The sequence below is a fragment of the Priestia sp. FSL R5-0597 genome (assembly GCF_038006305.1).
Lineage (GTDB): Bacteria > Bacillota > Bacilli > Bacillales > Bacillaceae_H > Priestia > Priestia zanthoxyli.
Window position 1 is genome coordinate 696,235 of sequence record NZ_JBBOUZ010000001.1, and the last position, 22,472, is coordinate 718,706.

Here is a 22,472-nt window from a genome sequence, read left to right on the forward strand (position 1 = left end):
AAAGAAAAGGCCATACTAAATAAAAATGTTTAGTATGGCCTTTTCTTTATCATTTAGTTGAACGAAAGCTATTAACAGCCATGCCGCTTATCAGCACAAGAGCAATTGTTATAAACGGAATAAATGTTCCTAGAGATGTATGGTCTGCAAAGAATGAATGTAAGTTCTTTTCATGTCCAATCATATTTCCAGCAGTATAAGCTAAAATAGCTGCTCCGCCGTAAACAAGCAGGGGAAACCGTTCCATCAAATACAAAATGAGCTTGCTTCCCCAAACAATAATAGGGACGGATACGAGTAGTCCCGTGACAACTAAGATAATATTTCCATGAGCTGCGCCTGCCACAGCTATTACATTATCTAGTCCCATTACAATATCAGCAAATACAATCGTTCTCACAGCGGCGCCTAACGTCACACCTGCACGAATTGAAGATGCATCGTCACCTTCTGATACAAGAAGCTTAAAGGCAATGATCACTAATAAAAAACCGCCGATGAGCTGCAAGTAAGGAATAGTTAGTAAATAAACAGCTAAAATAGTAAGTACAATGCGAACGATCACAGCTAAGCCAGTCCCTAAAAAAATAGCTTTATTTCGTTGATGTTCAGGTAAATTGCGGCTTGCTAAGGCAATAACAATAGCGTTGTCTCCACCTAATACAATATCGATACCGATAATAAGAAGAATGGAGGTTATTAATTCTAAATCCAATAGTCTTCCCTCCCAATATGTAAGGATAAGTAGCTCATATTGCTTTATCTGTGTTCATTTTTAACAAAAAGCGTTCATAGGGTAAAGAGATTATGTATATAACAAAGTAAGGTGTAAGGTGGCTATGAGTTGTCAGAGTATTTTTTATTTCCTTTCTTTCGCATTTTGTCATAAAATAGATATACAAGGTTCACTCAAATAGTGTATGCTTGTATATCCCAAGTTAGAATGCTTTACAAAGTGAGAAAGTACATGTAATATTGCTTTAACACGGGGGTAAAATAGTCCCTTCATCGTTTAGGGGTAATGTTCGAAATGGCCGGATTACCTTCACTGATTTTTCCGAAGGGAGAGATGATAATGGAAATCGAACGCATTAATGAAAACACAGTAAAATTCTTTGTCACTTACGTAGATATTGAAGAACGTGGATTTGATCGCAATGAAATTTGGTTTAGCCGTGAGCGCAGTGAAGAGCTATTCTGGGAGATGATGGACGAAATTCATCAAGAAGAAGAGTTTGTAGCAGAAGGTCCTCTTTGGATTCAAGTACATGCGCTTGAGAAGGGGCTAGAGGTTATCGTAACAAGAGCACAAGTTTCAAAAGACGGTCAAAAGTTCGAAGTACCTGTTGGTGAAAATGATAAAATCGATATCCCTGTAGATGGAAAAATTGAAGCGTTGCTTGATCATCAAGCGAATCAAAATAAAAAAGCTGATTTTGAAGAAGAAATTATAGAAGACGAAGGGCTACAGTTCGTCGCACGCTTTCAAGACTTAGAACATTTAATTTCCTTAAGTCACCATTTAGAGTTAGATGATATCATCAACAGCATGTACGTGTTTGAAGGGAAATATTATTTATACGTTGAGTTTACAGATGATGAAGACTTTGTAGCTGAAATTGATAACATTTTAAGTATCATTTTAGAATATGCAAATGAATCAAATGTAACAGTTCATCGTTTAATGGAATATGGAAAAGAATTAATCAGTGAAAATGCACTTGAACAAGTAAAACAGTATTTTCCTTTACGATAATAGCAGCCGATTTCATGTATATGAAATCGGTCTTTGTTTTGTCCTCTTTTTTGGAAAAGCTCTCCGCTCATATCGAACAGTATAGGTAGAAAAAGCAGGCGGCTGGTTCCTACACGGGAAAGTGTAGTGTTAAAATACCAAGTTTGAGGATAATAACAGTATAGAGACCTGTTATGAATGATGAAAGATTGGTTTTAGGATAGGTGAAAACAAGTTGAAAAATAGATTACAGCTTTTAATTTTTGTTGTTGGTATTATTGCCTTGCTTTATTTTACAAAAGGGTATTGGGACGGTAAATTTATTGGCGTGCTAAGTATCTTAATTACGATTAGTGTTGTTTTCATCGGTCTTGTTATTTCATTAGAAAACCGTCATCCAACCCAAACGCTAACGTGGCTCGTAGTATTAGGCGGTTTTCCAGTAATAGGGTTCTTTTTTTATTTGTTATTTGGACGCAATACGCGAAAACGGCGTTTATTTGCTAAAAAAGCAAAGCTGGATGAACAGGTGCTTTTAAAGATGGAAAGAGATTCTGGTATATTAGAAAATCACTTTGAACAGTTGGGCACCAGTAGGAAGCAAATGCTGAAGCTAGCCGTGAGGCTTGGCAAGAGTCCCATTTCTTTTTCTTCAGATACGCGCGCATTGACGAATGGAAAAGAGACATTTCACGAAATTATGGAATCTTTAAAGCATGCAAGGCATCATATCCATTTAGAGTATTACATCGTACGACATGATCACTTAGGAGAACAAATTAAAGATATTTTAATTCAGAAAGTACAAGAAGGAGTTTATGTACGTTTCTTGTATGATGCCGTGGGCAGTTTTCAGCTTTCACCGCATTATATTCATGAGTTAAGAAACGCGGGCGTAGAAATGATTCCGTTTTTGCCGGTGAGACTTCCATTTCTCAATAATAAAATCAACTTCCGTAATCATCGTAAAATTGTAGTCATTGATGGAACAATTGGATTTGTAGGAGGTTTGAACATTGGTGATGAATATCTCGGAAAAAGTCGGCATTTTGGCTTTTGGAGAGATACTCATTTGATGGTGAAGGGTGAGGCAGTCCGTTCATTACAGCTTATTTTCTTGCAAGACTGGTATTATATGACAGGACAGACGATGCTTACTCAAACGTATCTATCGCCGGATTTAATTGACATTGATATGGAAAAGTGCGGCGGTGTTCAAATGATTGCCGGCGGACCAGACCGTGAGTGGGAAATTATTAAACACTTATTTTTTTCGATGATTACGTCTGCGAAAGAGTCCATTTGGATTGCTTCTCCTTACTTCATACCTGATGAAGATATTTTTACTTCTCTCAAAGTAGCTGCTTTAAGCGGTATAGATGTAAGGCTTCTTGTACCTCAGAAGCCCGATAAAAAAATTGTTTTTCATGCATCACGCTCTTATTTTCCTGAGCTGCTAGAAGCAGGTGTGAAAATTTACGAGTATAAAAAAGGATTTATGCACAGCAAGATTGTGATTGTTGATAGAGAAATTGCCTCTATTGGAACAGCTAACATGGATATGAGAAGCTTTCATCTGAATTTTGAAGTAAATGCTTTTTTATATCGCACAGCTAGTACCCAAAAGCTCGTATATGAATATATGCAAGATTTAGAAGAAACGAGTGAGCTTCACTTTAAAGACTTTGAAAAGCGGCCATTTATACAGCGGCTGTTTGAATCAACAGCTCGTTTGCTTTCACCGCTATTATAATCGCTGTAAACCACATTGCGTATGCTGCAATGTGGTTTTTTTCTGAAAGAAAAGGGTTTAGTAGAAAGATGTCGAATACAAGGATATAGCTCGCTACTATAGGAAGGAGAAATGTACGATTGTTAGTTGCCCGAACAGAAGAAGGCCTCATTTCACTAGCTCAGCGCTTTTCGCTTGAACAGCTTAAGCTGTGGAAAAAAGAAAAGCAGTTCTACTGTCCCTCTTGTCAATCCCCTGTACAGTTAAAGGTAGGTACAAAAAAAATCCCTCATTTTGCTCACCTGAAAAAAACGTGCGTCGCTCAGCATGAAGGTGAAACAGATTATCATCTTGACGGAAAGCGAAAGCTGTTTCACTGGTTTAGTTCTCATCTTGAAGTCGAGTTAGAAAGTTACCTTCCTGACATTATGCAGCGTCCAGATCTTCTTATAGATACCCCTTCGCAAAAATATGCAATCGAATTTCAATGTGCGTCCTTATCTTCCTCAGTGCTAACCAAACGTTCTATTCATTATGAGAAAGGAAATTATATGCCTCTTTGGATTATGGGGGCAAAAAGAATGAAACGCTTATCCACTTATATGTATCAACTTTCTTTTCAAGAGTGGCAGTTTCTCACTCTTTCCGATTATACGCCCACACTTCTTTATTTTTCACCTTCTACTAATCAGCTGTTGAAACTTGAACATCTTATGCCTTTTTCATCTCAAATTTGTTATGCACAGCTTGTCGTGCTCTCTCCTCACGAGCATACCTTTCATGATCTTTTTTCTACACATACACAGCCTCAATTTTTCTCTTCATGGGTAAAGAAAAAGAAGGCATGGAGAACGCATTATATCCTCTATCCTAATCAGAAGCTTCAGCCTTTTTTACACGCTCTTTATGAAAACAATATTCCTCCTTCTCATATTCCAGCAGAAGCGGGCATGCCGCTGCCTTCTTTATACATGATTGAAACGTCTGCTACTATATGGCAAACGTGGCTGCTTCTTGATTTAATGCAGCAGAAGCAGGTAGGGGATTTAGTTACAGAAAAAGAGTTATGCAGGCTATGGCTCTACAGAATTCATCAGAGGCATATTGTGTTTCGGTCTTTGCCGATGGCCCCTGTTGTTGTAGCACAGCCCTTGTTTGAGTATATAGAGGTATTATGCCGGTTAGGAATACTAACGTCTATAACTTCTGGGTTATACAAAATCAGAAGGCCTTATACGATTCCAAAGCAAACATCCGATGCTTTTTTAGAAGATGGACAGATGATGAAAAAGTGGTTAAATCAAGCAAAAGAAGTGACATAACCACTGAAAATCAGTACGCTTAAGAAAGAATCCTTTTTTCAAAAGCGTACTGACTTTTGATTAATTCTTTTAAAACAACATACAATAACGAAAGAAATAAAAAGGATTCGCCTTAGAAAAAGCGAACAGTTATAGACAGGTAGAAAAAGATGGAGGGATGACCATGAGTGAACAATCAAAAGTAAAAAAGTTACCAAGTAGAAGCGAGATAAAAGTAGAAGATACGTGGAAACTAGAAGATATTTTTGCTTCAGATGACGCATGGGAAAAAGAATTTGAAGAAGTAAAAGCTCTTATTCCAAAAATGGAAAAATTCAAAGGGAAACTTGGAGAGTCCGCTCAAACTTTATACGACGCTCTTCAAGAGCAAGACGAGCTCACAATGCGCGTTAGTAAACTTTATACATATGCTCATATGCGCTACGATCAAGATACCACTAATTCTTTTTATCAAGGGTTAAATGATCGCATCAAAACACTTTATACTCAAATTGCAAGTGCACTATCTTATGTAACACCAGAAATTTTGTCTATTGAAGAATCAAAAATTAAACAATACATGGCGGAACATAAAGAGCTAAAGTTATATGCTCATGCATTAGATGAAATTACTCGCGAGCGTCCACACATTTTATCAGAAAGCGAAGAAGCGCTTCTCGCTCAGGCTTCTGAAGTATTAGGATCTTCAAGCAACACGTTTGGAATGTTAAACAACGCGGATTTAGAATTTCCTTCTATTAAAGACGAAAATGGAGAAGAAGTAGAAATTACGCACGGACGCTATATTCGTTTTTTAGAAAGCAGCGATCGCCGCGTACGAGAAGAAGCGTTTAAAGCAGTGTACGAAACGTACGGTAAATTTAAAAATACGTTTGCAAGTACATTAAGCGGCACGGTGAAGAAAGATAATTTTAGCGCCCGCGTTCGTCACTATAATTCAGCTCGTCACTCAGCTCTTAGCACAAATAATATCCCAGAAGAAGTATACGATAACTTAGTTAAAACAGTGAACGATAATTTGCATTTATTGCATCGATATATTGATTTACGTAAGAAAGTATTGGGAATTGAAGAGCTTCATATGTATGATCTCTATACGCCTTTAGTAAAAGACGTAAAAATGGAAGTAACGTATGAAGAAGCAAAAGATTATATTTTAAAAGGTCTGAAACCACTAGGTGAAGACTACCTTAATGTGTTAAAAGAAGGATTTGAAAATCGTTGGGTAGATGTTCATGAGAACAAAGGCAAGCGAAGCGGTGCTTATTCTTCAGGAACGTACGGCACCAATCCTTATATCTTAATGAACTGGCAGGATAATGTAAATAACTTGTTTACACTAGCCCATGAATTTGGCCATTCTGTACACAGTTATTACACAAGAAAAACGCAGCCATATCCTTATGGAGATTATTCAATCTTTGTGGCAGAAGTAGCTTCCACGTGTAATGAAGCGCTTCTAAACGATTATTTACTAAAAACGATTGATGATGAAAAGCAGCGTTTGTACTTGCTTAACCATTATTTAGAAGGGTTCCGCGGTACGGTATTCCGTCAAACGATGTTTGCTGAATTTGAGCACGATGTGCACGTGCGTGCTCAAAACGGAGAGCCGCTTACACCTGAATTATTAACAAAATTATATTATGACTTAAATAAAAAATATTTTGGAGACAACTTAGTAATTGACGAAGAGATTGGGTTAGAATGGGCTCGTATTCCGCATTTCTACTACAATTACTACGTTTATCAATATGCTACAGGATTCAGTGCAGCAGCGGCATTAAGCAAGCAAATCCTTGAAGAAGGAGATGCAGCTGTTGAGCGCTATGTAGGTTTCTTAAAGTCAGGAAGCTCTGATTATCCAATTGAAGTGTTGAAAAAAGCAGGAGTGGACATGACAACATCTCAGCCTATCGAAGAAGCGCTAGCCGTATTTGAAGAGAAGTTAACGGAAATGGAACGTTTATTAAATCAATAAAATTAAAATGAAGCAGGAGCTGTATCCTGCTTCATTTTTTAAATCCCCGAAATTTGTTGTGATTGTTAAGCAATGTAAAAATAATAAGAATAGCTAAAAATAAGAGAGGGCCTGCGATAATGACAGGAACAAGCTGCATAAGAGATAAAATATAGAATAAAAAAGAAAACAAAAGAATCACAACCCCTAGAGTAATTCCAGCAATTTTCATAGTTAACACCTCTATTAAAAGCATAATTGGTTGTACTATATGAGTGAATCTGGCTGTTTATGAAGTTTTTTTATAAAAAAGTGAATAAAATTGAAAAAAGGGGTTGCCAAAAGTCGACATAATTTGCTATAGTATTAATCGTGAAGTTTATCACAAAACAAACATATACCCCTTTGTTTGACCGTGAAAAATTTCTCCCATCCCCTTGTTGTCTTAAGACAAACGAAAAGACTTGGCGAAAGCCAAGTCTTTTTTGTGTAGTTGATGCTTAGGATAAGCATCAACATTTAATAATTAACAGCTCTTTTCAGTACTTCTCCAAAAGGTTCCATATTTGACAGGAACTCTTTCAACAACCTGCTGAAGCTGAAGTTTTTTCAATTCTTTTTCAGCCTCTTCTAATGATAAACCATACACAACTGCAACTTCTTTTGAAGCAACAAATTGAAAATAGCTTAAAAATGAACGAAGAGGCGGAAGACAAGCTGGATCTGGGTCAATTTCTAACATCTCTTTAATGATGTGTACATATGTTTCGTACGAATAGTATCCTGATATCTTAATGCCTTCTTCTTCAACTTTTTCGTTAAAGAACACAAGAGTTGGAATCTCATCGACATCCATTTCCGATGTGATTTTTAAATCACATTGAAAAGCCTTCGCAGCGTAATCTGAATGCAAATCTTTTACAAATTCATTAACATCTAGCCCCACATGTTTTGCACATTGTATTAAGACAGATTCTTCTGTAACATTTTGTTTTTCTAAAAATACTACTTCTTGAAGTCTTCTCAAAAAGCGAATGCCCTGTTTCTTTCCTTGCAGCCCGGCCGCTTTAATTGCAATTGATGCAGCGTAAGGAGTATCGATGGGGTTTTCAAGCCACAGGTTGCCGTCACATGACATGCCGGAGCGGCTTCCAGTTTTCTCCCACGATTTTGCAATATGTTCAAATCTCTGCTGTGCTCCAATATTTAATTGCTGTAAGTTTCCGCCAAGCACATGCTTGAGGGATAACAGCTGACCATATTCTATTTGTAACTTCTTTAGAATAGGCTCGAGTGCCCAGCACTCTGGACAAAGAGGGTCAACAAATACATAGATTTCAAGCGGTTTTTTATTTGAACCTTGACAAAGCTGATGCAAGGATGGGTATTGGCTGTTTAGATTACTCAATGTGAAAATCCTTTCTCATCTGTCTGTTCCGGTGAATTAATCATGTGTTGGGCAGTTAAAATAAGACGATGATAAAGTTCATCTCTCTCAGGGCCTTCTAAATTAATTTCGTCCATTGCTTCATGCATACACGTCAGCCAGGCTTTGGCTCTTGACGGTGTAATTTCAAAAGGAAGATGCCTAGCTCTCAGCATAGGGTGACCATGCTCTTCAGTGTATAGCGAAGGCCCTCCTAAATATTGTGTCAGAAATTGCTTTTGCTTTCGTGCTGTTTCTGTTAAATCATCAGGAAAAATTGGCGCGAGCTCAGGATGTTGTCCAACGCGTGTATAAAAAGCATCAACAAGTTTTGAAATCGTATGTTCACCGCCTAATAATTCGTAAGGGGAGTGGATTTTTTCTCTCATGTTGATAACTCCTTTGTTATAAGAAATATACGTCTTAACTCTTTGGTGTTTTTTACTTTCCTTAATTTTAGCAGTGTCATTTCGTTAACTCAAACTATCCGCTTACTTCTTCTACTGGAAAAGAGATAAAGTGGAATTTTACATAAGAAAAGTCTATGATGCTGTGGCGAATCACTTAGTATGAGAAACAAAGGAATCCTTTCACAAACGTTTCCTTCTATTTATATAGTGTAACCTCGACAAACTACAGTCATTCCATGGTCGAGTCGCGAATGATTGGACTCTTTTACACGAGATAAGAAGACATAATTTTATTTACATATTTTTGCGTTTCTTGAAAAGGAGGTACTCCGCCGTATTTATCGACATTACCTGGTCCAGCATTGTAGGCTGCCAACGCTAATTTCACGTTTCCGTCGTATTTATCTAACATTTGTCGAAGATATTTGGCTCCTCCAAATACATTTTGCTTGGAGTCATACGGATCTTCTACACCAAGAGCTTTAGCGGTTGCTGGCATTAGCTGCATAAGCCCAGCCGCTCCGACAGAACTTTTGGCAGAGGGATTAAAATTTGACTCTTGTTTAATAACAGAACGAATAAGTTTAGGATCCAGCTGGTAGCGTGCAGCTGCTTCATTAATTATCGTTTGTACATCCTGAGAACTGGCCTTTGCCGTTTCGTTTTTTTGTGCAGATAAGGCAGCAGTTGAAGCGGCTGCCTTATCTGAAGAAGAAACAGATGGCTGGGATTGCGTTTGAACCGCTGTAGCTGGAAACATCTGCGCTGCCTGCAAGTAAAGGTTGGTACTCATTTGAGGCTCTTGATTGACGTAGTCTTGAAAAAGCTGAGCAAATACAGAGAGTAAAGTTGTACCAAGCATCACGTTAGCTGTTGGCAGCTGGTTGTTAACTGAAAATGGCTGAGTTCCAGGAAATTGAACGGAAGACATGTAATGGTTAATATTCATGCTCATGAATTTATTCTCCATCCATTAACGTATACTTTCGCTTGTAAAACCGTCGAATTTTGTTTTCCGTTGGTTTCTTTTTAATATCAAGCTCCATAAGCAATTGCTCAAAATATTTTGCCCCTTCATTGGCATCGGTTACTTCGTATTCGAGTTCATAGTCCTCAGCACCTAGATAAAAGCTATGATCGAGTACAAGTAACCCGTTCTTATATGGAATTTCTGCTCGACTTGTACGCAAAGTGCCAAAATAAGTTAGCGAATGGCTATCGACTTGTAAATCAGTAATAAGCTGTTGAATCGTTGACGGAATCTTGGCGCTGCCATCTAGCAATTCTTTAGCTTGTTCATTTGTTAATGCTTCATGTGTTTCTAAAAGGCCCTCTTGATGAGGCTGTTTTAGCGTGAGAACGAATTTATTTTTTTTGCTTCGAATTCGCAGGGCAGCTCCGCAGTCTTTCAATGAGAAAGCAGGTGTATCAAAATAGTGGTTTTCTTGAGAAATAAACTGATTTTCAGTTAATTGAAAATGTGAGCGGAGACGATCAAACTCTTCTTTCGTTACTATATTTTTAAATTCAATTTCAATTTCTTGTTTCAATGAAATCATCCTTTTAATTTAGGTCTTTTGGTAAGGCACTTTCCATCTTAATTTATCACACTTTTTGAGACAGTAAAACTACATTTCCTAACAGGAATATCCATATGGGGAACTTGGAAAATGAAGAAATACGGATTGTTTAGGTTTTACCTTTATTAAACGTTCCTGGAATGTGTTAAAATAGTAACGAATTGTATAGTTGGAAGGAGTTTATTTATGCACAATCGAATTGACATCACTACCTGTGTGATGAAATCAAATGAATTACATTTAAAAGCAGACCCTATTGAGACGGAAATTGAACAATTGGAAGATACAAAACAAATGCTTGTTGACTCAGATAACATGTCATTTGTATATGTTGTAGATATTAATGATCAATTTATGTATGTTGGCCTTAGTGATAATATTTGGGCGAATTTAAAGCACGTCTTACATAAAGATATGAAAGTATTTTTAGAAATTAATAAGGAAGTAATTGAGCTATCAGCCGTTAAAGAAGAGCTGTCTTATCTCATCAGTAACATCGAAGGAAATGTGAATTATGGAGACGAGATGGTAGCAAGAGTAGAGGAAGTTTTTTTAGATAAAGAAAATAAGTAACAGAGAGAAAAAAGGGGGGTGTTATTAATGATCAGGCATTGGGATTTATTTTTAGCACCGTATAAACAAGCCGTTGAAGAACTTAAGGTGAAATTAAAAGGAATTCGTTCACAGTATGATATGAAGTCTACGCATTCACCTATTGAATTCGTGACGGGACGAGTAAAGCCTATCGCCAGTATTTTGGATAAAGCGACTCGAAAAGGAATTTCTCTCGATCGCTTAGAGGAAGAGATGCAGGACATTGCAGGACTCCGTATGATGTGTCAATTTACGGACGATATTAAAGCGGTCGTAGAGCTCCTTCGTCAGCGCACAGACTTTGAATTGATTGAAGAAAGAGATTATATTCTTCATAAAAAAGAAAGCGGCTATCGTTCATATCATGTGGTCGTATGTTATCCTGTTCAGACAATTAAAGGTGAAAAGAAAATTTTAGTGGAAATTCAAATTCGTACACTGGCTATGAATTTTTGGGCTACAATTGAGCATTCTTTAAATTATAAGTACAGCGGGAAATTTCCTGAGAATATCAAAAAGCGACTTCAGCGTGCTTCTGAAGCGGCTACTCAGCTCGATGAAGAAATGTCTCAAATACGAGGTGAGATTCAAGAAGCCCAGGCTATTTTCTCACGAAAAAAAGAATCGGCGGAAGAATCTTAGGTATGACTCAGCAACAGCTTTGTACACTGGATGGATAGGGGGAGAGAATTAGGTGGAGAAAATAAAATTTGCTATTACATCAAAAGGCAACCAAATATCAAATACGCTTATGCAAAAAATGAAAACGTATTTATTAGATTTTCATTTAGAATATGATGAAAACCAGCCTGATATTGTAGTGTCAGTAGGGGGGGATGGAACGCTTCTCTACGCGTTTCACCGCTATCGAAACCGACTTGACAAGACGGCTTTTATTGGGGTTCATACCGGTCATTTAGGCTTTTACGCAGATTGGACACCTGATGAGATTGAGAAGCTGGTGATTGCTATTGCAAAGACACCCTATCAGACTGTAGAGTATCCACTGCTCGAAGTGATTATCCGCTATACGAACGGTGGACGCGAAGCTCGATATTTAGCTCTGAATGAATGTACGGTGAAAAGTGTAGAAGGCTCTTTAGTAATGGATGTGGAAATTAAAGGGCAGCGATTTGAGACATTCCGAGGAGACGGCCTTTGCGTATCCACTCCCTCAGGAAGTACAGCTTATAACAAATCCCTTGGAGGCGCGATTTTACATCCTTCGCTTCAAGCTATTCAAATTGCTGAAATGGCTTCTATTAACAATCGAGTGTTCCGTACGATAGGTTCTCCATTGGTTCTTCCTGGACATCATACAGCGCTGTTAAAGCCTGTTAACGACGCAGACTTTCAAATTACCATTGATCATTTAACTCTTTTACATAAAGATGTAAAGTCGATTCAATTTCGGGTAGCAAGCGAAAAAATTCGATTTGCTCGCTTTCGCGCGTTTCCTTTCTGGCAGCGTGTCAGAGACTCTTTTGTATGTGATGATTAAAGGCAGGGAAGAGAATGAAACAAGTTTTTACGTTGAGTTGGACCGTAGATCATTCTTTCGAGGGTGTAGCGGTTCGTGAATTTTTAAAAGAACATGATATTTCCAAAGCTTCGCTGACGGACATTAAGTTCAGAGGAGGAGCGATTGAAGTAAATGGAAAGCATGCAACGGTTCGATATATTCTGCAAAAAGGTGACGAAATCAAGGTGGCGTTTCCACCAGAAAAAGCAAGTGAAAGTCTTCTTCCTAAAGCTATACCTTTGGATATTGTATACGAAGATGAGTATATATTAGTTTTGAATAAGCAGCCAAACATGCCAAGTATACCTTCTCGAGAACATCTAACGTGGTCACTAAGTAATGCTGTGCTCTATTATTATGAGAAAAATAACATTAACTCGACTGTTCATCTTGTGAACAGGTTAGACCGAGACACATCTGGGCTGCTTATTGTCGCTAAGCATAGGCACGTTCATTACTTATTCTCTAAAGCACAAAAAGAACATGAAATTAAACGCGTGTACCGAGCTTTTGTTCATGGTAAGCTTGTTGGCAAGGAAACGATAGAGGCACCGATTGGCCGAAAAGAGTCAAGTATCATCGAACGGGAAGTAAGAGAAGATGGGCAGTTTGCTATTACACACTATACGGCGCTTCGTCCGTATTCTTCTTTTACAGAAGTTGCTCTTTCGCTTGAGACGGGGAGAACTCACCAAATTCGTGTTCATATGGCTTATAAAGGATATCCACTGCTTGGAGATACCCTATATGGCGGAACGAATCATCTTATTTCTCGTCAAGCTCTCCACAGCTATGAGCTCACTTTTTTTCATCCTTTTTTACAAAAAACGTTGTCTTTTACAGCACCTTTGCCGCCAGATATGCAGAAACTTCAAATCGTAAGATAAAAGTCGCTTTTTAAATGAAAAGCGACTTTCTTTTTACACGAAGTGATTAAATTTTTCCTCTACATAAGGCATAGATGAAGGCACCGATATAATATTCCCTTCAGGATACTGAAACGCCGTTAAAGCCCCTCCAAAAACTGCGCCCGTATCAATATTAATGGTATTATGAATTTTTCTGGCTTTTACTACGGGTGTATGCCCATACACGATAAAAGGTTTTCCGTTATAATGTTGGGCCCAATCCCGTCGGACAGGCATACCGTTTAGATGTTTTTCACCCGTAATGTCTCCGTATAGCACAAAGGTTTTAACTTTTTTATCTGTTCTGCCGATGTATTCAGCTTTAAGGCCGGCGTGAGCAATAATTAATTGATTTTGATCAAGCTGCACATATAGAGGTGATTGCTCATAAAGCTCAATAAACTTTTTTTTAATGAATTTCTGTTCTCTTGAAGGCAAGGCTTCGTACTCAGCAACGGTCGTTTCTAACCCATGAGTAATTTCCACTTTGTTACCGCAAAAGAAGCGATATAGCTTATTACAGTGATTGCCTGGACAGTAGTAAGCTTGCTGATGCTTGATTACAAGTGACCATACGAGCTCAATCACTTTTAGTGAATGAGGTCCTCGGTCTGTTAAATCACCTACAAATCCAAGGCGCCGTCCGTCAGAGTGGATAGGAATCCCGTCTTGCCACTCATACCCAAGTTTTTCTGTTAACGCTTTTAATTCATCATAACATCCATGGATATCGCCTATTATATCTACTTTCATCTTTTATCCACATCCTTAAAAGGTTTTTCCTTTGACGATATAAAATTACCCTTATATGGAGCAAACTATGTGTAGAACTTATATATTATTGGGAAAAGAGTAAAGAGCTATGAGTTGAAAAAAAACAAAATTCATCATAAAGTTAAATGAGTTTTGTGCGACAGGGAGGTCGAAGACATGACAGATTCAATTGAAAAAGAAGAAAAAGCATGGTTCGCCGAACATTTATTATCACTTCTAGAAAAAAATGAAATCGATGCATTTCGTGAAGAATTTTTACATATGCATACGTATGACCAAGCTCAATTTTTTGAAGAATTAGATGAGCCTTCTAGGTTTGCGCTGTACGAGATGTTATCTCCGGAAGAAATGGCGGATATCTTTGAAAATGTAGAGATACGAGAAGAAGATTATCAAGAAATTCTCTCAGAAATGCATCCCAATTTTGCAGCAGACATGCTGTCGGAAATGTCGGCGGATGATGCCGTTGACGTATTAAATGAATTGGATAAAGAACAAGTGGCGAGCTATTTAACGATTATGGATGAAGAAGCAGCCGATGAAATTAAAGAGCTGCTTCATTACGAGGAATATACCGCTGGAAGTATTATGACGACTGAGTTTGTGGCCATTCGTGAAAATCAAACCGTACATTCAGCTATGCACATTCTACGCAGGGAAGCTCCAGAAGCGGAAACGATTTATTATGTATTTGTTATTGATGAACAAAAGCATCTAGCAGGTGTTATTTCTCTTCGTGATTTAATTATAGCAGATGAAGATACGATGATAAGCGAAGTTATGAATGAACGAGTTGTATCCGTGTCAGTAGCAGAAGACCAAGAAGAAGTTGCGCGCATTATGCGCGATTACAACTTTCTTGCGCTTCCAGTTGTTGATTTTCAGCAGCATCTTCTAGGGATTATTACGGTTGATGATGTGATGGATGTTCTTGATGAAGAGGCATCGGATGACTATTCTAAATTAGCCGGTATTAGTGATGTAGATGATACGATTGACCACAATCCCTTAGTAGCGGCCAAAAAGAGGCTGCCTTGGCTGATCATTTTGCTGTTTTTAGGAATGATGACAGCGAGTTTAATTGGACGTTTTGAAGATACGTTGAATCAAGTAGCTATTTTAGCTGTATTTATACCTTTAATTGGCGGTATGGCTGGTAATACAGGAACACAGGCACTAGCCGTTGCGGTTCGCGGACTGGCGACGGGAGAAATCGAAGAAGAAAGCAAATTTAAGCTGTTAATCCGAGAAGCAGCTACCGGAATGATTACGGGCGCATCGTGTGGACTTTTAGTTGTATTAATTGTTTATATTTGGCAGGGAGATCTGATTTTAGGCGCTTTGGTAGGCGTCTCTGTATTTTCAACATTGATTGTGGCTACACTAGCAGGAGCGTTTATCCCGCTTCTCATGCACAGATTCAAAATTGACCCTGCAGTCGCATCAGGACCATTTATTACAACGATCAATGATCTTATCAGTATTTTAATTTACTTCGGTCTAGCCACAACATTTATGAGTTATTTAAAATAATGAAGGGACTTTGGAATTCGACATGAGTAATCATGTCGGATTTTCATTATCAGTTCATATAGTTGACAGAGAACCTTCAAGCTTTTATGATTAACCTTTAATTTTGAATACTAACGTCTTCGTTTTATAAATAGCGAAGGTAAAAGGAGGGGAATCTAATGGAACAGCACGCGTCCTTTACATCACTTGTTATCGTCATTAGTTTGGCCTTTTTAACGCCTATACTGTTGCATCGGTTTAAACTCAACATTATACCTGTAGTCGTAGCTGAAATTATTATGGGATTAATTATAGGGAAAAGTGGTTTTGACCTTGTGGAGCAGGATATGTGGCTTGAAACACTTTCCACTTTAGGCTTTATCTTTTTGATGTTTTTAAGTGGTTTGGAAATTGATTTTTCTGCTTTTGCTGGAGGAAATTCAAAAGACAAAAAGGCATCAGGAGCGAAGGTGCCAAATGCTTTTTCCATTTCTATACTAGTGTTTGCAGCTATCTTTGCGGTTTCACTATTTTTGTCCTATGTTTTTGTATGGACCGGTTTTATTGATAATGCCTTTTTGATGACGCTTATTATTTCTACCATTTCACTAGGAGTAGTAGTGCCGACTTTAAAAGATGCACAGATTATGAAAAAGCCAATTGGACAAACCATTTTATTGATTGCGGTTATTGCGGACTTAGTCACGATGATTTTACTAGCCGTATTTGCTTCCGTCTATGATAAATCAGGAAATAGTAATACATGGTTGATTTTAATTTTATTTGGAGTAGGAGTGATTTTATACTTCATAGGGAAGCAGTTTAAAAACCGATCGTTTCTTGAGACAATGTCTAAAGGTACAATTCAAATCGACACGCGCGCCGTATTTGCACTCATTATCATTCTAGTGGGCCTTTCGGAGTCAATTGGTGTTGAAAACATTTTAGGCGCTTTTTTAGCGGGATCACTCGTTTCTCTTCTTGCGCCTAATAAAAACTTAGTTCATAAATTAGATTCGTTTGGCTACGGTTTTTTAATTCCTATCTTTTTTGTGATGGTAGGAGTGAAGCTTGACGTTTGGTCATTGTTCAGTGATAAAAAAGTGCTGATTTTAATGCCTTTATTATTCATTGCATTATTAATATCCAAGCTAGTTCCAGCGTTAATCTTAAGAAAATGGTATGATATGAAAACCGTTTTGGCATCGGGTTTTCTTTTAACATCGACTTTATCACTCGTTATTGCGGCAGCAACGGTTGGTGAAAATATTGGTGTGATTGATTCACAAATGTCCGGTGCGCTGATTTTGGTGGCGATTATTACATGTATTATTACACCTATTATCTTTAGAAAGCTGTTTCCAAAGCCAGAAATCAGTGATAGAAAGCTGAAGGTTAATATGCTTGGTGCAAATCAATTTACACTCCCGGTTATTCGAGAAATGGATCTTGATTTATATGATGTGACGATTTATCATCCTACTCAGGACAAAATTGAAAACCGTACGTCGGATTCCATTTTTAATATCGTCGACATCGATGGATATAGTAAGGAAACGTTAAGAAATATGGGGATTTTAGATGCGGATGTATTAGTTGTAACAACAGGGGAAGAAGAAAGAAATAGCGACATTGCTCTATTTGCAAAAGAGTATGGTACAGAACGGGTTATTGCCCGCGTAGAAAGTCCTGTCTTAGATGAAAAGATGAAAGAAAATAACATTGAAGTTTTTTCTGTGCTGTTATCTACAACGGCATTGCTAAAAGCTTTAATCGAATCGCCAAATATTTTAAATATCTTAACGAATCAAGAAACAGCACTTTATCAAATTAATATGCGTAACCCTAAATACGAGGGGGTAGAGCTTCGTAAGTTCCCGTTTACAGGAGATGTGATTTTTGTTCGAATCTTCAGAGGTAAAGATTCTATTGTACCTCATGGCGATACAGAGCTTGAATTTGATGATCGCTTGATTGTAACGGGGTCTCGTTCGTATGTGAATGAATTGCGTATGCTTCTTGAGTATAAAATTAGATAAAGGTATTTAGCTGGATTTAGTTTTCTACCTGATTGAATGAGAGGAAGAGACTGAGACAAAAGTATTTTAGCTCAAGTGAAAAACGAACCACTGATCAACATGTTTGATTAGTGGTTCGTTTTTTGTTGTTTTGAAAATAAGTTTCATCTGTTTAGCTCTTTCTAGCAGTTGATTGGAGGGCAAGACGAAGACTCCTGAGGGGAAAGTGGAAGGGGTGAGGCCCCGCAGGAGCGCAAGCGACGAGGAGGCTCATTGGCCGCCCGCGGAAAGCGAAGTCTTGCATGGAAATCAACGGCGGTGTAGCAAGCGGTCAGCTCATGTATCCTATTTATGCGTCTTTAGATTGAATTAATTTAGTTATATCTCAACTTCTTTTGTGGTATTTTCCTAAATTATATAAAAAAGTATAGTGCTGCTTTTATTTCTAAAAAGGCTGCCGCAAAAAAATAAACAAGTTTTTCCGTGTGCAAGCATACATTTTTAAAAGAACGATAACAAGCAATTGGAGGTATGCTTCATGACTAACTCAAAATCTAAGTCAGAAGAAAATGAGCCGCTAATGTACATTGTCCAGCCAAACGCTACGCAAAACCAGCGTTCTATGCAATATTATTTTAGTTCAAAACAGCAAGACAATAAAGGAATAGAGAAAGAGCATGTGTTAAAAGAAGAGCCCAGCTTTTCTTCTATTCAAGAAGTCAAAGAGCCTGACATAGAAAAAGTGGAAGAGATTAAGAATGAAAAAAAGGAAGAGCGTTCAATTGTTCCTGTGGATATACCGCAATCAGAGAATAAAAAGCCAAATAAAATGTTTCAGTCTATGACGATTAAAGAAAAAGTTGAATTTCTATGCAGCTTCCCGCCTCATATGTCTCAGCCAATTTGTGAAATTACGTGCCAAAATCAAAAATATATAGGAACAATCTTAGAATTAAAAGAAGGAAGTTTATACGTAAGCGTTCCTCCTAATAAAGAGAAAACAGTATTGACATTTCATGATATTCAAACCATATCTATCGTTAAAATTTAAGTGATTTTAAAAGCTAACAGTGAAGAAGCACGTTAGCTTTTATTTTCATAAGTTTGTGAATGTACGGAGGAATGAAGATGACATGGATTTATCTAACGCTATTTATCTTTGCAACGTTTCGACTTACTCGTCTAATTGTTTTTGATAAAATTACGGCTTTTATTCGGAAGCCGTTTCACAAAATTGCAGAAGATCAAGATGAACAAGGAAATACGGTAACGTACCTGGAGATAAAAGGGAAGGGGCTGCAAAGGTGGATTGGAGAACTGCTCAGCTGCTATTGGTGTACAGGCATATGGTGTGCGGTAGGGATTTATTTTAGTTATGTAGCGGTCCCGCACATTGCTATTCCTATTATTACGATCTTAGCTATTGCAGGGTGTGCAGGAATTATAGAATCTTTTATGAAATAAATGGACGAGTTAAAAGACATATTGATCGTCAATATGTCTTTTAATGATTAAGGGAAATTTAGCACAACTTTATTTAAAAAAGGAATACCTTCCTGCCACTCTTCACTATAGAAAAAGCCTTCTAGAATAAATGAAGTTGTATCAGTGGAGAGCGGAATGACTACTTGAAAAGAGTCAAATAGTAATTTGCCTTTGGGCTTTAATACTGTTTGCTTAATGGGTTTAATCCAATATTCACCGTCATTTTGAATTTTTTCGTTCCATTTTGGATGAGCGTAGCGCCATTCTAAAGAAGAAGAGGGGACACTAGAAGCTTCAATATCTTTTTCATCAATGATCTTCCCGCTTAACATAGCAGAAGCAGTAGGCTTCATTTTTAAGCAAAGTGTTGGAGAGTATAAAGTACTGCTCGTTTGATTTTGAATAATTACGTTGCCGAACATCATCAGCTCGCTTTCATCTTGTTCTGGCAGCAGTATGGAATGTTGGAAGAAACAGAGGATATCGCTTTTTTCGAACCTTTCTATGGGTTTTTCTACAATCTTTTCAATTACTTTCTCCACGATTTTTTCTTCAATAACGGGCTGTTTCCTTGAAGCTTTTTCTCGAAACGCTTCGGCAATAATTTTTTGTTCGGAAAGCTCGTTTCTCAGTAGATCCAGTTCTTTTTCTAATTCTTCAATTTCTACTTCTTTTTCAGATGTAGAAAGCGTCTCAGCGTGTTTCTTTTTCCAAAACGATGTATTTTCTTTTTCTCGCTCTAAAGCTCGTTCATAGCTTTTTAGTTGGTTTTGCACGTTTCGAATTTCTGATTTATAGTGTATGAGCTTTTGTTTTAATTGAGTTAGATCATCTTTAGGGGAAGGGGAGTTACGACTCATCTAGTAGTCTCCTTTCCTGCTGAGCTATAAATTAATCTGGTCGTTAGAGCTGCCCATAGCAGTTTTATTTATATGTATGCAGAAAGCGCGTAAAGGATGAAAAAAGAGGAGAAATATTCTCCTCTGGCTTTTTATCTTGTTAATCAAATTCGTGATGGTCGAAGCCTGACTCTACATCGTCTCCATCAAAATCATCGTGATGTGGTCTTCCAGGGAAAATAGCATCACATTGAGGTGGATATTCAATAGGTGAGCAGCTGCTTGTAGAAATGATTTCAGGGCGAGGGTAGCAGAAGCTTCCTTCTACTTCAACTTTAACATCTTTTTCAATTTGAACACTTAGGCATAACATAAGATCAAAGCTTAATTGCTGTAAGTGACAATCTGATAATCTGAGAGAACCGTCAGTTCCTTCAAAAGATTCAAGGTGGACAACAGGTTCTGTTCCTTCCGGGGCGCATAAATAGAATGTTTGATGTATTTTCCAAGGAATAACGCTAGATTCAACCTCATCGTGTTTGTGATGTCCATTCAATTCAATTAACTTAACTCGGTAAAAGCCGCTAATTGATAATTTTACTTCATGAAGAACAACAACTTCTCCATCTGGTAACACAATTTTTTTAGGTCTGCGACCACCGTGCGGCACAAGCTCAATCACGTTATCAAGTGCGTCTTCATCTGAAGGATCTACAGGGTGACCTTCACTATCTGTTAAAACAATTTCCACTTCTACGTCATGGCCTAAATCTTTAAGTGCTTCTTCTTCAAATAATGAAGTGTCGTTCGTAAAGATTTGTGGTAAAACAACTTGACGTCTAACCCAGTCGTACACTTTAGGTACGCGGATACATAATGATTCAAAAAGTTCTGCCATTTTTAAACCTCCTAATTGTAATTGTCCTTCCTTTACGCTTTTCGTTACTAGGTATCGGACTACTATAGTGTATGAATGACCTGCTTTTATGTTCCTTAGTAAAAGCGGAATTTATCGGAATAAATCCTAGTTGGAGCGAGCATAAAAAATGAAGGAAATAATAAACTCAATTACAGCATATTCATGTTAATAAAAAGTGTTATTCATCTTTAACTGATTTTTTAGAAGCTGTGGGTTATTTATAATGGAGGAGTGAAGGGCATGAGCGAGGAAAAAACAAAACAATATATTGCTTCATTGAAGTCGGAGTTGGCTTTTTATAAAGAAGAATATCAAAAATTCAAGCACCAAGAATTTGAATATGAAGATATGAAGGAAGAGTTATTGGAATTACAGCAAAAGCATGAAGAAGAAAAAAAGAAGCTAGAGGAAAAAATAGATTGGCTTAAAGCATGCGTCAATGAACAAAAATCAAAAACCGAACAGTCTATTGTACAGTACAATCATCAAGCTCAAGGGACAATTCAAGAACTGCAAAATCGGCTGCGTGAAGTGACAGAGCAAAAGGGAGGAGAAAGACCGAGAGTGAGGAAACCAAAAAACAGCACGGATTTATTTTTGTCTCTGCAGCGCAAAATGGACAAATAAGATAGAACGTCTTTCTTTAGTCCTGAATATAATGTTATAGATAGGATGCTGTGAAAAGGAGGGAAACATGATGTATTATCATTATAATTATAATCCTAATCAATACCCTCAGCCCCTGCCTTATCATCCACAACCAATGACAAAACAATCGGTGAAGAAAGGGCATGCCATTCCTAAGCCAGTCCAGTACCCTTCTCCAAAACAAGGTGGTTGCGGCTGCGGTTCAAAGTTACCAAAGCGATAAGCAATAGAAGCATTGTCAATCAGACAATGCTTTTTTACATGGAGTGGAGAGAGGTGTAGAGATGCCAGATTTTTTCGATGAATTTGAACGGTTTTTTGAACAGCATATGATGGGGGAACATCGAAAGAGAATGAAAGAAGTAGAAAAAGCAGAAAAGCAGATGGAACAGCAGGAAAGGAAACTGCAGCATAATGTAAAAAGACTTGATGAGCAAGATGCTGAAGATCCGTTTGGACAATGAAATTTAATGTACACAGTTGAAAAGCCCATACAAAATCATTTGAGTGAACATACAGTATAGAGAGTAAAACAGAGGGGGTGTAATATTATGGGCTGCGGATTTGGCTACGGTGGTTGTGGTTACGGTGGTGGCTACGGCGGTGGTTTTGCGTTAATCGTTGTATTATTCATTCTATTAATTATTGTTGGTTGTGTTTGTTTTTACAATTAATCCCTTCTATGAATAAGGCACCGAAAAGTGCGGGTGAAGTTTCACTCGCACTTTATTTTTTTATTAAATGTAAAGGGCACCATCTAGGCACATGGTGCATACGATGAAGTATAAATAAAGGAGGTCATGCAAAGTGGATAATAATATGTTTAAAAATATAGAAAAGAAAACAGGCGTTAATATGAAGGATATTTTTGAACTTGCGAATTCTGTACAAAATGCTAATTTTAAAGATGAGCAAACGGTGCGTAATATTGTGAAGCGAGTAGCACAAATTGCGAATAAGCCAATTTCAAAACAAAAAGAAGAACAAATTGTTAAGGCGATTGCAAACAATAATCAATCCATTGATTTTGCGACCATCGCTAAAATGCTAAATGAGAAAAAATAATTTAATATTTTTATATAAAGCCC

The 22,472-nt window shown here is 37.6% G+C and carries 26 protein-coding genes; 17 read left to right on the plus strand and 9 right to left on the minus strand.

The genetic code is table 11. The features are described 5' to 3' along the window. Positions 1–49: 49 nt before the first annotated feature. Complete coding sequence (locus tag MKX72_RS03670; protein WP_098625758.1) at positions 50–715, minus strand: TerC family protein; 666 nt, start codon at positions 713–715, stop codon at positions 50–52. 360 nt (positions 716–1,075) lie between these two features. Here MKX72_RS03670 and mecA point away from each other — a divergent pair, with 360 nt between their 5' ends. The 4 genes from mecA (at position 1,076) to pepF (ending at position 6,770) form a co-directional block, all read left to right on the plus strand. After that, positions 1,076–1,756, plus strand: coding sequence for an adaptor protein MecA (gene mecA / locus MKX72_RS03675; RefSeq protein ID WP_013055427.1), 681 nt, complete (start codon positions 1,076–1,078; stop codon positions 1,754–1,756). 214 nt (positions 1,757–1,970) lie between these two features. Then, the gene (gene cls / locus MKX72_RS03680) at positions 1,971–3,488 is read left to right on the plus strand and encodes a cardiolipin synthase (protein ID WP_025749882.1); all 1,518 of its coding nucleotides are present in this window, start codon (positions 1,971–1,973) and stop codon (positions 3,486–3,488) included. Positions 3,489–3,607: 119 nt separating this feature from the next. After that, positions 3,608–4,789 carry a competence protein CoiA gene (locus MKX72_RS03685; RefSeq protein WP_098625760.1) on the plus strand — a complete coding sequence of 394 codons (1,182 nt, stop codon included), beginning with the start codon at positions 3,608–3,610 and terminating at the stop codon, positions 4,787–4,789. A 163-nt stretch (positions 4,790–4,952) separates the two neighbouring features. Continuing rightward, positions 4,953–6,770: an oligoendopeptidase F gene (pepF, locus tag MKX72_RS03690; protein ID WP_034267646.1), complete on the plus strand. Its 1,818-nt coding sequence runs from the start codon at positions 4,953–4,955 to the stop codon at positions 6,768–6,770. Positions 6,771–6,801: 31 nt separating this feature from the next. Here pepF and MKX72_RS03695 read toward each other — a convergent pair whose 3' ends face one another. From MKX72_RS03695 to MKX72_RS03715, 5 genes are all read right to left on the minus strand, one after another. Further along, positions 6,802–6,981 (minus strand): hypothetical protein, encoded by a 180-nt coding sequence (locus tag MKX72_RS03695; RefSeq protein WP_155008531.1) that lies wholly within the window; start codon positions 6,979–6,981, stop codon positions 6,802–6,804. A 294-nt stretch (positions 6,982–7,275) separates the two neighbouring features. Beyond that, positions 7,276–8,127, minus strand: coding sequence for a ClpXP adapter SpxH family protein (locus MKX72_RS03700; RefSeq protein WP_028412354.1), 852 nt, complete (start codon positions 8,125–8,127; stop codon positions 7,276–7,278). 26 nt (positions 8,128–8,153) lie between these two features. After that, positions 8,154–8,564 carry a globin domain-containing protein gene (locus MKX72_RS03705; protein ID WP_013055433.1) on the minus strand — a complete coding sequence of 137 codons (411 nt, stop codon included), beginning with the start codon at positions 8,562–8,564 and terminating at the stop codon, positions 8,154–8,156. Positions 8,565–8,850: 286 nt separating this feature from the next. Next, positions 8,851–9,540 (minus strand): lytic transglycosylase domain-containing protein, encoded by a 690-nt coding sequence (locus MKX72_RS03710; protein ID WP_049162940.1) that lies wholly within the window; start codon positions 9,538–9,540, stop codon positions 8,851–8,853. Positions 9,541–9,544: 4 nt separating this feature from the next. Then, on the minus strand, positions 9,545–10,135 hold the full coding sequence (locus MKX72_RS03715; RefSeq protein WP_033578053.1) for a CYTH domain-containing protein: 591 nt from the start codon (positions 10,133–10,135) through the stop codon (positions 9,545–9,547). Positions 10,136–10,351: 216 nt separating this feature from the next. Here MKX72_RS03715 and MKX72_RS03720 point away from each other — a divergent pair, with 216 nt between their 5' ends. The 4 genes from MKX72_RS03720 (at position 10,352) to MKX72_RS03735 (ending at position 13,168) form a co-directional block, all read left to right on the plus strand. Then, positions 10,352–10,738, plus strand: a complete 387-nt coding sequence (locus MKX72_RS03720) for a UPF0738 family protein (RefSeq protein ID WP_014461567.1) — start codon at positions 10,352–10,354, stop codon at positions 10,736–10,738. Between the two features lie 27 nt (positions 10,739–10,765). Beyond that, the gene (locus tag MKX72_RS03725) at positions 10,766–11,401 is read left to right on the plus strand and encodes a GTP pyrophosphokinase (protein WP_014461566.1); all 636 of its coding nucleotides are present in this window, start codon (positions 10,766–10,768) and stop codon (positions 11,399–11,401) included. Positions 11,402–11,462: 61 nt separating this feature from the next. Beyond that, complete coding sequence (locus MKX72_RS03730) at positions 11,463–12,260, plus strand: NAD kinase (protein WP_025749877.1); 798 nt, start codon at positions 11,463–11,465, stop codon at positions 12,258–12,260. 14 nt (positions 12,261–12,274) lie between these two features. Further along, positions 12,275–13,168: an RluA family pseudouridine synthase gene (locus MKX72_RS03735; RefSeq protein WP_028412351.1), complete on the plus strand. Its 894-nt coding sequence runs from the start codon at positions 12,275–12,277 to the stop codon at positions 13,166–13,168. Between the two features lie 33 nt (positions 13,169–13,201). Here MKX72_RS03735 and prpE read toward each other — a convergent pair whose 3' ends face one another. Beyond that, positions 13,202–13,942: a bis(5'-nucleosyl)-tetraphosphatase PrpE gene (prpE, locus tag MKX72_RS03740; protein ID WP_033578054.1), complete on the minus strand. Its 741-nt coding sequence runs from the start codon at positions 13,940–13,942 to the stop codon at positions 13,202–13,204. Positions 13,943–14,119: 177 nt separating this feature from the next. On the opposite strand from prpE, the gene mgtE reads away from it, so the two are divergent. The 4 genes from mgtE (at position 14,120) to MKX72_RS03760 (ending at position 18,957) form a co-directional block, all read left to right on the plus strand. Next, positions 14,120–15,496: a magnesium transporter gene (gene mgtE, locus MKX72_RS03745; RefSeq protein WP_014461563.1), complete on the plus strand. Its 1,377-nt coding sequence runs from the start codon at positions 14,120–14,122 to the stop codon at positions 15,494–15,496. Between the two features lie 158 nt (positions 15,497–15,654). Continuing rightward, on the plus strand, positions 15,655–17,514 hold the full coding sequence (locus MKX72_RS03750; protein WP_033578055.1) for a monovalent cation:proton antiporter family protein: 1,860 nt from the start codon (positions 15,655–15,657) through the stop codon (positions 17,512–17,514). Positions 17,515–18,031: 517 nt separating this feature from the next. Continuing rightward, a complete protein-coding gene (locus tag MKX72_RS03755; protein ID WP_047751645.1) occupies positions 18,032–18,544 on the plus strand; it encodes a CotO family spore coat protein in 513 nt (170 codons plus the stop codon). Positions 18,545–18,621: 77 nt separating this feature from the next. Then, on the plus strand, positions 18,622–18,957 hold the full coding sequence (locus MKX72_RS03760; RefSeq protein ID WP_155008530.1) for a DUF1360 domain-containing protein: 336 nt from the start codon (positions 18,622–18,624) through the stop codon (positions 18,955–18,957). Positions 18,958–19,004: 47 nt separating this feature from the next. Here the strand turns inward: MKX72_RS03760 and MKX72_RS03765 are convergent, their stop codons facing one another. Together MKX72_RS03765 and MKX72_RS03770 are read right to left on the minus strand one after the other, a co-directional pair. Then, positions 19,005–19,838, minus strand: a complete 834-nt coding sequence (locus MKX72_RS03765) for a hypothetical protein (RefSeq protein ID WP_033578058.1) — start codon at positions 19,836–19,838, stop codon at positions 19,005–19,007. A gap of 139 nt (positions 19,839–19,977) precedes the next feature. After that, positions 19,978–20,715, minus strand: coding sequence for a hypothetical protein (locus MKX72_RS03770; protein WP_028412344.1), 738 nt, complete (start codon positions 20,713–20,715; stop codon positions 19,978–19,980). Positions 20,716–20,976: 261 nt separating this feature from the next. Between MKX72_RS03770 and MKX72_RS03775 the strand changes: the two genes are divergently transcribed. From MKX72_RS03775 to MKX72_RS03795, 5 genes are all read left to right on the plus strand, one after another. Then, entirely contained in the window at positions 20,977–21,363 is a 387-nt protein-coding gene (locus MKX72_RS03775) for a hypothetical protein (protein WP_098625915.1), read from the plus strand. A 67-nt stretch (positions 21,364–21,430) separates the two neighbouring features. Next, positions 21,431–21,607: a hypothetical protein gene (locus MKX72_RS03780; RefSeq protein WP_167387307.1), complete on the plus strand. Its 177-nt coding sequence runs from the start codon at positions 21,431–21,433 to the stop codon at positions 21,605–21,607. Positions 21,608–21,668: 61 nt separating this feature from the next. After that, on the plus strand, positions 21,669–21,848 hold the full coding sequence (locus tag MKX72_RS03785) for a hypothetical protein (protein ID WP_098625917.1): 180 nt from the start codon (positions 21,669–21,671) through the stop codon (positions 21,846–21,848). 87 nt (positions 21,849–21,935) lie between these two features. Further along, positions 21,936–22,058: a YjcZ family sporulation protein gene (locus tag MKX72_RS03790; protein WP_013055448.1), complete on the plus strand. Its 123-nt coding sequence runs from the start codon at positions 21,936–21,938 to the stop codon at positions 22,056–22,058. Positions 22,059–22,191: 133 nt separating this feature from the next. Next, positions 22,192–22,449, plus strand: coding sequence for a stage VI sporulation protein F (locus tag MKX72_RS03795; protein ID WP_013055449.1), 258 nt, complete (start codon positions 22,192–22,194; stop codon positions 22,447–22,449). The last annotated feature ends 23 nt before the right edge of the window (positions 22,450–22,472 follow it).